The 13,527-nt window shown below is 43.5% G+C and carries 10 protein-coding genes; 8 read left to right on the top strand and 2 right to left on the bottom strand.

The window, feature by feature from the left end:
* Positions 1-21: 21 nt before the first annotated feature.
* From manA to recG, 6 genes are all read left to right on the top strand, one after another.
* Complete coding sequence (manA, locus tag D8785_RS03290; RefSeq protein ID WP_125374482.1) at positions 22-966, top strand: mannose-6-phosphate isomerase, class I; 945 nt, start codon at positions 22-24, stop codon at positions 964-966.
* A 207-nt stretch (positions 967-1,173) separates the two neighbouring features.
* Positions 1,174-3,693 carry a preprotein translocase subunit SecA gene (gene secA, locus D8785_RS03285; protein WP_023024235.1) on the top strand — a complete coding sequence of 840 codons (2,520 nt, stop codon included), beginning with the start codon at positions 1,174-1,176 and terminating at the stop codon, positions 3,691-3,693.
* A gap of 20 nt (positions 3,694-3,713) precedes the next feature.
* The gene (locus D8785_RS03280; protein ID WP_120701666.1) at positions 3,714-4,745 is read left to right on the top strand and encodes a 3-deoxy-7-phosphoheptulonate synthase; all 1,032 of its coding nucleotides are present in this window, start codon (positions 3,714-3,716) and stop codon (positions 4,743-4,745) included.
* 83 nt (positions 4,746-4,828) lie between these two features.
* Positions 4,829-5,191, top strand: coding sequence for a holo-ACP synthase (gene acpS / locus D8785_RS03275; RefSeq protein WP_125374481.1), 363 nt, complete (start codon positions 4,829-4,831; stop codon positions 5,189-5,191).
* Complete coding sequence (gene alr / locus D8785_RS03270) at positions 5,181-6,308, top strand: alanine racemase (protein ID WP_125374480.1); 1,128 nt, start codon at positions 5,181-5,183, stop codon at positions 6,306-6,308. The genes acpS and alr overlap by 11 nt, the downstream gene beginning before the upstream one ends.
* A 97-nt stretch (positions 6,309-6,405) precedes the next feature.
* Positions 6,406-8,421 (top strand): ATP-dependent DNA helicase RecG, encoded by a 2,016-nt coding sequence (gene recG / locus D8785_RS03265; protein ID WP_125374479.1) that lies wholly within the window; start codon positions 6,406-6,408, stop codon positions 8,419-8,421.
* Positions 8,422-8,778: 357 nt separating this feature from the next.
* Here recG and D8785_RS03255 read toward each other — a convergent pair whose 3' ends face one another.
* On the bottom strand, positions 8,779-9,741 hold the full coding sequence (locus D8785_RS03255) for an asparaginase (RefSeq protein ID WP_125374478.1): 963 nt from the start codon (positions 9,739-9,741) through the stop codon (positions 8,779-8,781).
* Between the two features lie 64 nt (positions 9,742-9,805).
* Between D8785_RS03255 and D8785_RS03250 the strand changes: the two genes are divergently transcribed.
* Positions 9,806-11,233, top strand: coding sequence for a Cof-type HAD-IIB family hydrolase (locus D8785_RS03250; RefSeq protein ID WP_125374477.1), 1,428 nt, complete (start codon positions 9,806-9,808; stop codon positions 11,231-11,233).
* Between the two features lie 169 nt (positions 11,234-11,402).
* Here D8785_RS03250 and D8785_RS03245 read toward each other — a convergent pair whose 3' ends face one another.
* Positions 11,403-11,855, bottom strand: coding sequence for a universal stress protein (locus tag D8785_RS03245; RefSeq protein ID WP_023024222.1), 453 nt, complete (start codon positions 11,853-11,855; stop codon positions 11,403-11,405).
* 213 nt (positions 11,856-12,068) lie between these two features.
* On the opposite strand from D8785_RS03245, the gene D8785_RS03240 reads away from it, so the two are divergent.
* Complete coding sequence (locus D8785_RS03240; protein WP_125374476.1) at positions 12,069-13,283, top strand: pyridoxal phosphate-dependent aminotransferase; 1,215 nt, start codon at positions 12,069-12,071, stop codon at positions 13,281-13,283.
* Positions 13,284-13,527 lie beyond the last annotated feature (244 nt).

The raw sequence follows: 13,527 nt of genomic DNA, 5'->3' as shown, positions 1-13,527 counted from the left end.
CAAGGATATATGGAGGCAGGTATGTCACAACCGTTATTTTTACAATCCGTCATGCAGGAAAAAATTTGGGGTGGAACTAGATTACGAGATGAGTTTGGCTATGAAATCCCGAGCGATCATGTTGGTGAATACTGGGCTATTTCGGCCCATCCACATGGTGTTTCTGTTGTTAAAAATGGGCCATTTGCTGGAATGGGGTTAGACCAACTTTATGCAGAGCATCGTGAATTATTTGGAGATCGAACAGAACCGGTCTTTCCTTTATTGACAAAGATTCTGGATGCCAATGACTGGCTCAGTGTTCAGGTTCATCCAGATGATGCCTATGGAATGGAGCATGAAGGAGAACTTGGGAAAACCGAATGCTGGTATATTATTGCTGCGGATGAAGGTGCGGAGATTATCTATGGTCACCACGCCCAGTCCAAGGAAGAATTACGTCAGATGATCGAAGCCAAAGAATGGGATGATCTTTTAGCACGGGTTCCTGTGAAAGCGGGAGATTTCTTCTATGTTCCAAGTGGAACCATGCATGCCATTGGTTCGGGTATCTTGATTTTGGAAACCCAGCAATCAAGCGACACGACGTATCGAGTTTACGACTTTGATCGCAAAGATGATCAAGGGAATTTACGTGAATTGCACATTGAACAGTCTATTGATGTCCTGAACTTAGGTGCTCCGGCAAATAGCCGACCAGTTGAGGAAAAAGTTGACCACTTGTCATCGACTTTGTTAGTGGCCAATGACTTCTTTGGTGTTCACAAATGGGTCATCAATGGGGAAGTTCGATTTGAAAAGACCCATGATTATAGTTTGGTGAGCGTTCTCTCAGGGCAAGGAAGTCTTCAGGTAGATAGGGTAGATTATCCGATTGGAAAAGGAGAACATTTTATCTTAACGAGTGATATCCAGAATTGGACCTTATCAGGAGAAGAGATGGAATTAATTGTCAGTCATCCATAAACGTAGATAGAAGGTTGAGTCGTCAAGTACTTAACCTTTTGTTGTTTTAAGGATTTTTCTAATAGATGAGCAAAAGGTGAAATGGATAAGGGAAAAAAGAGGGGGAAACCATCTTCTAATCAATGGAATTTCTTGATGGATAAGCTACAGTGTGCTATAATAAAAAGAACGTTTAAAATTTAAGAAATTTGAAAAGTAAGGATACTAATGGCTAATTTATTAAAAACAATTATCGAAAATGATAAAGGTGAATTAAGACGATTGGAAAAGATGGCAGACAAGGTCTTCTCCTATGAAGATCAAATGGCTGCCTTGTCAGATGATGAACTGAAGGCGAAAACAGAAGAGTTCAAACAACGCTACCAAGATGGTGAATCATTGGATGATCTCCTCTATGAAGCTTTCGCAGTAGTTCGTGAAGGTGCTAAGCGTGTCTTGGGCTTGTTCCCTTATAAAGTACAGGTCATGGGGGGGATTGTTCTTCACCATGGTGACGTTCCAGAAATGCGTACAGGGGAAGGGAAAACCTTGACTGCGACCATGCCGGTGTATTTGAATGCCCTATCTGGTAAAGGGGTTCACGTTGTTACGGTCAATGAATACCTGACAGAACGTGATGCGACAGAGATGGGTGAATTGTACTCATGGCTTGGTTTGTCAGTTGGGATCAACCTGGCTGCAAAATCACCTTCTGAAAAACAAGAAGCTTATGCTTGTGATATCACCTATTCAACCAATGCGGAAATCGGTTTCGACTACTTGCGTGATAACATGGTTGTTCGTGCCGAAAATATGGTACAACGTCCTTTGAACTATGCCTTGGTCGATGAGGTAGACTCGATCTTGATTGATGAAGCCCGTACTCCATTGATTGTTTCAGGTCAGACTTCTACAGAAACTAGCCAACTCTATCACATGGCGGATGCCTTTGTGAAATCTTTGGAAGAAGAAGACTATATCATTGATGTTCCTTCAAAAACGATTGGTTTGTCAGATTCTGGGATTGATAAGGCTGAAAGCTACTTTAAGCTTGAAAACTTGTATGACATCGAAAATGTTGCTTTAACGCACTACATTGACAATGCCCTCCGTGCCAACTATATCATGATTTTGGACATCGACTATGTGGTCAGTGAGGATCAAGAAATCTTGATCGTCGACCAATTTACAGGTCGGACCATGGAAGGACGTCGTTATTCAGACGGCTTGCACCAAGCGATTGAGGCTAAAGAAGGTGTACCAGTCCAAGAAGAAACCAAAACATCAGCTTCTATTACTTACCAAAACCTCTTCCGGATGTACAAAAAACTTTCAGGGATGACAGGTACTGGTAAGACAGAAGAAGAAGAATTCCGTGAAATTTACAACATTCGCGTCATTCCAATTCCAACAAACCGTCCGATTGCTCGTATTGACCATCCAGATCTTCTTTACCCAAGCTTGAAATCGAAGTTTAAGGCTGTAGTAGAAGATGTAAAAGCACGTTACGAAAAAGGGCAACCAGTCTTGGTGGGTACCGTTGCCGTTGAAACCAGTGACTATTTATCTCGTCTCTTGGTCGAAGCAGGAGTTCCCCACGAAGTTTTGAATGCGAAAAACCACTACAAAGAAGCTCAAATCATCATGAATGCGGGTCAACGTGGTGCCGTTACCATCGCGACCAACATGGCCGGACGTGGTACCGATATCAAGCTCGGTGAAGGGGTTCGTGAATTGGGCGGACTATGTGTCATTGGTACAGAGCGTCATGAAAGCCGTCGTATTGATAACCAGTTGCGTGGACGTTCCGGACGTCAAGGGGACCCGGGTGAATCTCAATTCTACCTTTCTCTTGAAGATGAGTTGATGCGTCGTTTCGGTTCAGAGCGCATCAAAGCCTTGCTAGACCGCTTCAAACTAAGCGAAGAAGAATCTGTCATCCGATCCAACATGTTTACACGTCAAGTTGAAGCAGCCCAAAAACGAGTGGAAGGGAACAACTATGACACTCGTAAGCAAGTCCTTCAGTATGATGACGTCATGCGGGAACAACGCGAGATTATCTACTCTCAACGCTATGATGTGATTACAGCGGATCGTGATTTGGCTCCAGAAATCAAGGCCATGATCAAACGAACCATTAAACGGATCGTTGAAGGGGCAAGCCACTCAAGCAAGGAAGAACGTACGGAAGCTATCTTGAACTTTGCCAAATACAATTTGGTCCCTGAAGATACCATTTCAGAGAGCGATATTGAAGGCAAATCGGATAAAGATGTGATTGATTACTTGTTCCAACGAGCTGAAGAGGTTTATGAAAACCAAGTAGCGAAATTACGCGATGAAGAAGCAGTTAGAGAATTCCAAAAAGTCTTGATCCTTCGTGTTGTGGATAGTAAATGGACAGATCACATCGATGCCTTAGACCAATTGCGTAATGCTGTCGGTCTCCGTGGCTATGCGCAAAATAATCCAGTGGTTGAATACCAATCTGAAGGATTCCGTATGTTCAACGATATGATTGGTTCTATTGAGTTTGATGTGACTCGTCTCATGATGAAAGCTCAAATTCACGAACAAGAGCGCCCACGTACAGAACATAGTATTTCAACGACAGCGACTCGTAATATTGCTGCTCAAAAAACTGATTTACCAGAAGATCTTGATTTGAGCCAAATCAAACGTAACGACATTTGTCCATGTGGATCTGGTAAGAAATTTAAAAACTGCCACGGTAAAAAACTCTAATCGTATGAAAGGATCTGCCTATGTCTTTTACAGCTACTAGCCCAATCATTGATGAAACAGCGGTGACTTCTCTTTATCGCTTAGAGGGTGAACAATTGGCTCGCAAAGAAGCGCGTGACCGTGAACTAGCCTCTATTTTAAAGGGAGAAGACAAGCGCATTTTGCTTGTGATGGGGCCATGTTCATCAGATAATGAGGAAGCAGTGATGGAATATGCTCGTCGCCTAGCAGCCCTTCAAGAAGAAGTCAAAGATCAGGTCTTCATTGTGATGCGGGTCTATACTGCCAAGCCTCGGACCAATGGAGATGGCTATAAAGGCTTGATGCATCAGCCGGATACTGCTTCAGAACCAAGTTTTGTAGCTGGTTTAAAGGCAGTTCGTCGCCTGCATCATCGAGTGATTACCGAAACCGGATTGACAACAGCAGACGAACTTTTGTATCCAGAGACCTACCCATTTGTTGAAGATTTACTTTCCTATGTTGCTATTGGGGCCCGTTCTGTAGAAGATCAAGGCCACCGTTTTGTGGCAAGTGGGATTTCAGTCCCAACTGGATTGAAAAATCCGACATCTGGAAATCTGTCTGTCATGTTTAATGCGATTTATGCTGCACAGCATGGGCATCATTTCTTCTATAATGGTCGTTCTGTGGAAACAAATGGAAATCCATTCGGACACGCTATTCTGCGTGGAGCTTTAGACGCGAATGGGAAAAACATTCCAAACTACCACTATGAAGATTTGCTAGAAGCTGCTCATCGTTACCAAGCCTTGGGATTGCAACATCCATTTATCTTGGTTGATACCAATCATGATAATTCTGGGAAAAAATTTGCTGAACAGATTCGCATTGTCAGAGAGACCCTTAGTAATCGAAGCTGGAATCCAATTATCCATGATGTGGTTCGTGGATTTATGATTGAATCTTATCTGGAGGACGGTCGTCAAGATCAACCAGAAGTATTTGGTCAATCAATCACAGACCCATGCTTGGGTTGGGAAAAGACAGAAAGCTTAGTACGAGAAATATATCAGTATGTAGCTGAATAAGAGGAGAGGGCTGGAGAAAACATTCTCAGCCCTTTCCTTCTTAAATGGAGTTGCGAATAGAGAATTATCAAAGAGGAATAGATATGATTGTTGGACATGGGATAGATATCGAATCGATCGAATCCATTGAAGAGGCCTACCAGAGACATCCCAGATTTGCTTCCAAGGTATTGACAGAGACAGAAAGAGAACGGTTCGATCAATTATCCGGGAAACGGAAAATGGAATACCTGGCCGGACGATGGTCTGCAAAAGAAGCCTTTTCCAAGGCTTGGGGAACAGGAATTGGTCCAGTAGGATTTCAGGATCTGGAAATTCTAACCAATCAAAAAGGAGCTCCCTATTTTTCTAAAGCCCCTTTTAGTGGAAAGATATGGGTTTCGATTAGTCACTCAGGCGATTTAGTTTCGACCAGTGTCATTTTGGAGGAAAGAAATGAAAGCTAGTATACATAGACCAACGCGAGCATATGTGGATGTGGAGGCTATTGCCTATAATGTTCGACAAATACAGGACCATATTCCGAAAGAGACCTTGACCTTTGCGGTTGTCAAGGCCAATGCATACGGCCATGGAGTTGAGCCAGTGGTAGAACGCTTATTGCCAATGGTAGATGCTTTTTGTGTCTCCAACCTAGACGAAGCCATAGAAGTTCGCCAAGTATCTGGTGAAAAGCCGATTTTAATTTTGGGAGTTGCTCCAATAGATTTCATAGAGATTGCCATCAAAGAAGGAATTCGTTATACAGTGGCTAGTCTCGAGTGGTTGAAATCTTTATTAGCTAAAAAGTCTGATTTGACTGGTTTGAAGGTTCATATTAAAGTGGATTCAGGAATGGGACGGATTGGTTTTCGTTCAGCCGAAGATTTGCAAGAGGCTATGATCTTATTAAGAGACCATGGAGCAGAAGTGGAAGGGATCTTTACTCATTTTGCTACAGCTGACGAGAAAGATGACCGTCATTTCCAAGGACAATTGCAACGGTTTAGGACCCTGTTGGAGCTCTTACCCTATACTCCAGAAATCGTTCATGCCAGCAATTCAGCAACGACTTTATGGCATGCTGATACCATTTTTAATGCTGTTCGACTGGGCGATGTCATGTATGGCCTCAATCCAAGTGGAAGAGAGTTAGAACTACCTTACAATATTCGTCCTGCTTTAAGTTTGGAAACAGAATTGGTGCATGTCAAGCCACTAGAGGTGGGGCAGACAGTTGGCTATGGAGCGACCTATCAGACTACTGAGGAAGAGTGGATTGGGACGATTCCGATTGGCTATGCAGATGGCTGGACTAGAGATATGCAAGGTTTTCATGTCCTTATTGATGGTCAATTCTGTCCAATTGTCGGTCGCGTATCCATGGACCAAATCACCATTCGCCTACCCAAGGCCTATCCGATTGGGACCAAGGTGGTATTGATTGGAACAGATGGTGATCTAGCTATCACGGCAACGGATGTAGCAGTCTATAGAGGCACGATCAACTATGAGGTGGTTTGTGTCTTGAGCGATCGCGTACCAAGAGTTTATCGTCCAACAAAGGAAGTCAGTGGGAAGTAAGCTGTTTAAGTTTTCCTAGCTTCCTTTCATAAAAAGTTCGAGATGAAAGAGGTTGATGACGGAGGTCCCAGCCTCCTTTCTTATCTAGGAGGAATGAATGAACTTACACCAACCACTCTCTGTCTTACCAGGAATTGGACCAAAATCAGCAGAGAAATACAAAAAATTGGGTATCGAAACGGTTGAAGATCTCTTGCTCTACTTTCCATTTCGATATGAAGATTTTAAATCAAAAAATGTTTTAGACTTGGAAGATGGAGAAAAAGCGGTCGTTTCTGGACTTGTCGCAACTCCAGCCAATGTTCAATATTACGGCTACAAACGCAACCGTCTTCGCTTCACCATTAAACAAGGGGAGCTGGTGTTAGCAGTTAGTTTCTTTAACCAGCCCTATCTAGCGGACAAGATTGAACTGGGGCAAACGGTGGCTGTCTTTGGTAAATGGGACAAGGCCAAGGGAGCCTTGACAGGGATGAAGCTACTCGCGCAAGTCGAAGATGACCTTCAACCGGTCTACCGCTTGGCTCAAGGGGTGAGTCAGTCTGCTCTAGTGAAGGTTATCAAAACAGCTTTTGAAGCAGGCTTGGACCAACTATTGGAAGAAAATTTGCCCCAAGTCCTAATGGACAAGTACCAGTTGCTTTCTCGCAGGCAGGCGGTCAGGGCTATGCATTTTCCCAAGGACCTTGAGGAATACAAGCAGGCCCTGAGACGAGTGAAATTTGAAGAACTGCTCTTTTTCCAATTGCAACTGCAGGTCTTGAAGGAAGAAAATCGTTCAGTCGGGCAGGGAATTGTACTGGATTGGGATGAGAAGAAGCTAAAAGCTCTTCAAGCCAATCTTCCCTTTGCTTTGACAGAAGCCCAGGAGCGGAGTCTGAAGGAAATTCTAGCAGATATGCGCTCTCCTTACCACATGAATCGTCTCTTGCAAGGGGATGTCGGAAGTGGAAAAACTGTCGTTGCTGGACTAGCCATGTATGCTGCTGTGACAGCTGGCAAGCAAGCAGCTTTGATGGTACCGACAGAAATTTTGGCCGAGCAGCATTTACAAAGTTTGACCTCTCTTTTTCCTAATCTTAGAATCCTTCTTTTGACAGGAAGTCTGAAAGCTGCGGAGAGACGAGAGCGATTGGCTTCGATTGAAGCAGGGGAAGTGGACCTTATTGTGGGAACCCATGCCTTGATTCAGGAGGGAGTTCATTTCCATGATTTAGGCTTGGTCATTATTGATGAGCAGCACCGTTTTGGTGTAGCCCAAAGACGGATCCTGCGTGAAAAGGGCCAAAATCCTGATGTCTTGATGATGACAGCAACCCCAATCCCTCGGACCTTGACGATCACTGCTTTTGGTGATATGGATGTTTCGATTATCGACCAAATGCCAGCTGGTCGAAAAGACATCATCACCCGATGGGTCAAGCACCAACAGTTAAACTTGGTTTTGGATTGGTTGGTTAAAGAAATTCAAAAAGGTTCCCAAGCCTATGTTATTTCTCCCTTGATTGAAGAATCTGAAGCACTGGACCTCAAAAATGCTATCGCCTTAGAGGAAGAATTGATTGCCTACTTCGGAGATCGTGCCCGTATTGCCCTCCTCCATGGTAAGATGAAGGGGGAAGAAAAAGAGGCTATTATGCAGGCCTTTAAGCTAGGAGAAATAGACTTGCTAGTTTCTACAACCGTTATCGAAGTCGGGGTCAATGTTCCCAATGCCACTGTCATGATCATCATGGATGCAGATCGCTTTGGCTTAAGCCAATTGCACCAGCTGAGAGGTCGTGTAGGACGTGGAGACAAGCAGTCTTACGCAGTCTTAGTTGCCAATCCCAAAACGGAATCAGGCAAGCGTCGTATGAAAATCATGACCGAAACGACTAATGGTTTTGTCTTGGCAGAAGAAGATCTCAAGCTACGGGGCTCTGGGGAAATCTTTGGAACGCGTCAATCAGGCATACCAGAATTTCAAGTGGCCAACCTCATTGAAGATTATCCGATCTTAGAGGAAGCGCGAAAGGTAGCTGTTCAGGTGGTCACGACTCCTAAATGGCGAGAACACCCAGACTGGCACTGTTTGTCTCTACATTTGGAACAGAAAGAACACCTGGATTAAGAAGTGATAAAAAGAGAGTGGGACAGAAATCGGTCATTCGTTAGAATTCGATTTCGTCGTCCCACCTCCGCACAGTTGAGTAGGGCTGTAAAAGCTGATGAAATCAGCGTAGTGGAGCTCACTCAACTACTGCGTCTTGCTCGACAATCCAAAGACAATTGAGAGGCTAGGACTTTTGTCCCAGCCTCTTTTATCTTATTTTAAGTTTGTGGACCTATAATTCTAAAAAACAGAAAAGAGGTCCTAGCTATGAGAACCATGTTAAAATTCATTTTGTCAGTCATTATCTCAGTCCATCAAAGCTATTTTTAACTTCAAAAGGCGGATGGATTAACCATCACGCCTTCTATCCTTATTTTACCCTTCCATATAGTCTCTTAAATCTTCATCTTTTAAGCCAGCATTGATGGCAATCAAGAGTTTTAACCGAGCCTTGGCGGCATTGAGCTCTTTCACAAAGAAGATACCGTGATCGTGAAGTTGAACTCCGCCCCCGTCGTAAGCATAGACGGGTTCTGCAATCCCGTTAAAGCAACGGGAAACCAAGGCAATGGGAAGACCGGCTTCCTGAAATTCAAAGAGTTTCTCAGCTACTTCTTTAGGAAGATTTCCTGCTCCAAAGGCTTCAATAATCAAACCATCCATTTGATGGACATCAAGTAGATCAAGAAGTTCTGTTTTCATGCCAGCATAGGCACAAATAATGGGGACGACTCCCTTGATTTCTTGCAAATCAAAACGCACACGGGGTTCAGCTGTTTTGAAGAAAAGAACTTCTTTTTTCATAACCAATCCTAGAGGACCATGTGTTGGGGTCTGGAAGGTGCTGACATTGGTTGTATGTGTTTTGGTCACGTACTTGGCTGCATGGACTTCATCATTCATCACGACCAAGACACCCTTGTCTTGTGATTTGGAATCTGCCGCAACTCGGATGGCCGTCAGATAGTTATAGACACCGTCACTTCCTAATTCGTTGGAGCTTCTCATGGCTCCTGTCAGGACTACAGAAATAGTTGGCAAGTCCATGGTATCTAAGAAGTAGGCTGTTTCTTCGAGAGTATCGGTACCATGGGTGATGACAATACCATCATACTGGGAAGCCTCTTTCTGAATCTTATGATAGAGTTGCAACATGTGCTGAGGAGTTACATGAGGGCTTGGTAAATTTAAAAAATCTTCTGAAGTGAGCTCAATCCCAGCTAGTGACAAATCAATATGGTTCATGGGGTTGGCTGAATTGGTCACGACAGCTCCTGTGGCGTCAGCCTGCATGGAGATGGTCCCTCCTGTATGAAGGGCCAAAATTTTCTTAATCATGTGTGTCTCCTTGAAATGTGTGTTATAATTTATTGTATCATAAAACGGAAAGAAAGCAGTTATCATGGAAATAAAAGCGGTCTTTTTTGACATTGACGGAACCTTGGTCAATGATAGTCGAATGGTTTTAAAGTCAACTGAAAAAGCCATTCGCGCCTTAAAGGAACAAGGGATTTTTGTTGGTTTGGCGACAGGGCGAGGACCGTTCTTTGTCCGTCCTTTTATCGAGCGTTATGACTTTGATTTCGCAGTCACCTATAATGGTCAGTATATTTTTACCAAGGACAAGATTTTATCTGCCTCTCCGATTGATAAGAAGAATCTTCGTCTCTTAATTGAATATGCAAAGAAACATCGCATCGAAATTGCTTTAGGGACAGAAGATGGAGTCGAAGGCTCTCGCATTATGAGTTTTGGGATGAGTCCGATTTCTCAATGGTCTGCACGTTTTGTACCGAAAGGTTTTTCGAAGGCAGTTAGTCAGGGCTTCAACAAGGTAGTCAGCAAGGCTGTTCCTCAGGATCAAAAGCAACTGCTACAAATTGCTCAAGGACCGGTTTATCAGGTTCTCTTATTAGCTAGTCCCAAGGACACCCAAAAAGTTGAGCAAGCTTTTCCTGAATTAAAATTCACTCGTTCTAGTCCCTTTGCGGCAGATGTCATCAACCCTGATAACTCAAAAATGGAGGGGATTCGGATTGTAGGAGAAGCATTTGGCTTCTCGATGGACCAAGTTATGGCCTTTGGAGATTCTGATAATGACATAGAGATGCTTTCGGGTGTCGGTCTGTCAATTGCGATGGGGAATGGGACCAGCAAGGTCAAAGAAGTGGCTCAGCACACAACGACTAGTAATACCAAGGACGGAATTCAAAAAGCGCTGGAACATTTTGGAATTATTACGGATCAGACTCTTTTTGTCAGTCGCGACGACCACTTTAATAAGGTCAAAGCCTTCCATCAACTCATGGATGGTCAAACTCAGGAAGAACCAAAGGCCTGGGACAATCAAGAGGCTCTTTACCGAACCATGTTTAAGCAGGAAGAATTGGTTGAATTTATTCGGGCGGCTAGTAAGGATGAAGCAATCTTCGATCGTTCTATTGAAAAATTGCATCAAGCTCTAGATGAGGCGGCGAATAAGGTTCGCAGCAAGCATCCCGCCGAGATCTCCATGGTAGGGCAGGTCGATGCCTTGATTGATACGCTGTATCTGACTTATGGTAGTTTCGTTCTAATGGGGGTCGATCCTGAAGAGGTTTTTGAGATTGTTCACCGCGCCAATATGGGGAAAATTTTCCCAGATGGTCAGGCTCACTTTGATGAAGTCACGCATAAAATTTTAAAACCAGATGACTGGGAAGAAAGGTATGCACCTGAGCCAGCTATTCAAAAAGAGTTGGAACGGCAAATCAAAGCTTATCAAAAACATTGCTCTGAAAAAACAGTAGAATCTGAAGAAAATAAAAGAGAGTGGGACAGAAATCGGTAATTCGTTAGAATTCGATTTCGTCGTCCCACCTCCGCACAGTTGAGTAGGGCTGTAAAAGCTGATGAAATCAGCGTAGTAGAGCCCACTCAACCACTGCGTCTTGCTCGACAATCCAAAGACAATTGAGAGGCTAGGACTTTTGTCCCAGCCTCTTTGGTTTTTATAAAGTTTATAAGGTCTTTTCGGTCTCACGAACCACTAACAAATCGACTTTGGCATGGCGGAGGATGTATTCAGAAGAAGAGCCAACTAGTAAACGTTCAAAAGCATTTAGACCAGTCGCCCCAACCATGATGAGATCAACTTCCTCTGCTTCAGGGATATCAGTCGCTAAGAGGACTTTTGGATTTCCCATTTCGACCACTGAAGCAATATTTTGGACACCGGCTTCTTTTGCACGTTTGATATAACCTTCTAATAGTTCATTAGCCTCTGTTTGGAATCCTTCATACACTTCGGCATCAAAACTAGAGACACTTTGTAAGGCACGTGTATCAACGACATGAGCAAGGGTAAGTTTTGAACCGTTTCGCAAGGCTACATTCACACCTTTCTCAAAAGCGAGTTCAGCTTCGCGAGATCCATCAACTGCAACCATAATGTTTTCGTATTTTTGAGACATGTTCCGTCCTCCTTTAGTGCTTGAAAACGTGAAAATGAAATGGAAGAACCCATTTATGTTACCTATAATTATATTTTAAACCTTTTACCATAGAAAGTAAAGGTCAAATAAGATATCTATAGGATTTCATCGAGAATGAAAGAGGTTGCTCAGTTGTACTCAAGATTAACTAGTGGTATAATGGAAGCAGTTTGATAAAGTGAGGAGAAAATCATGAAAGAATACAATAAGTCCGTCAAGCTAGAGCACGTTGCTTACGATATTCGTGGTCCAGTCTTAGAAGAAGCGATGCGCATGCGGGCAAACGGGGAGAAAATCCTACGCTTAAATACAGGAAATCCGGCTGAATTTGGTTTCACGGCTCCCGACGAAGTCATTCATGATTTGATTATGAATGCTCGGGATAGTGAAGGGTATTCGGATTCAAAAGGAATTTTTTCTGCCCGTAAGGCAATTATGCAGTATAGCCAATTGAAAAAGATTCCAAACGTTGAGATTGATGACATTTATATTGGAAATGGTGTCAGTGAGCTAATCGTGATGTCCATGCAAGGCTTGCTAGATAATGGCGATGAAGTACTTGTACCGATGCCAGACTATCCTCTATGGACAGCAGCGGTCAGCCTAGCAGGTGGTAATGCAGTGCACTATGTCTGTGATGAAGAGGCTGAGTGGTATCCTGATATTGAAGATATCAAGTCAAAAATCACTTCAAATACCAAGGCTATCGTCGTGATCAATCCCAATAACCCGACTGGGGCTCTCTATCCAGATGAGATTCTGTTGGAAATCGTCGAGATTGCGCGCCAAAATGGCTTGATTATCTTTGCGGATGAAATCTATGATCGCTTGGTCATGGATGGTGCCAAACATACAGCCATTGCAAGCCTGGCGCCAGATTTGTTCTGTGTCAGCATGAACGGTTTGTCCAAATCACACCGCATCGCGGGCTTCCGTGTGGGCTGGATGGTCTTGTCTGGACCCAAACACCACGTGAAGGGTTATATCGAAGGTTTGAATATGCTCTCTAATATGCGCCTGTGTTCAAACGTCTTGGCCCAACAAGTGGTTCAGACTTCTTTGGGAGGCTACCAGTCAGTGGACGAACTCTTGCTTCCAGGTGGTCGAATCTACGAACAAAGGAACTTTATCTACAAGGCCATCAATGATATTCCAGGACTTTCAGCTGTTAAACCAAAAGCCGGTCTCTATATCTTCCCTAAGATTGATCGAGAAATGTACCGAGTGGATGATGATGAGCAATTTGTCTTGGATTTCTTAAAACAAGAAAAGGTTCTCTTGGTTCACGGACGTGGATTCAACTGGAAAGAGCCAGATCATTTCCGGATCGTTTACCTTCCTCGAGTAGAAGAATTGGCTCAAATTCAAGAGAAGATGACCCGTTTCTTAAAACAATACAAACGATAAGCAGATAGAGAGAGTGGGACAGAAATCGGTCATTCGTTAGAATTCGATTTCGTCGTCCCACCTCCGCACAGTTGAGTAGGGCTGTAAAAGCTGATGAAAACAGCGTAGTTGAGCCCACTCAACCACTGCGTCTTGCTCGACAATCCAAAGACAATTGAGAGGCTAGGATTTTTGTCCCAGCCTCTTTTTTGACAGAGTGAAGCGAATATTTTGTTACAAAAGGCTAATTTTTCTGAATTGAATA

It is taken from the genome of Streptococcus australis, assembly GCF_003943615.1.
Taxonomy (GTDB): Bacteria; Bacillota; Bacilli; order Lactobacillales; family Streptococcaceae; genus Streptococcus; species Streptococcus australis_C.
The sequence above is the reverse complement of the archived record's forward strand: the minus strand, read 5'-3'. Positions and strand labels throughout refer to the sequence as shown.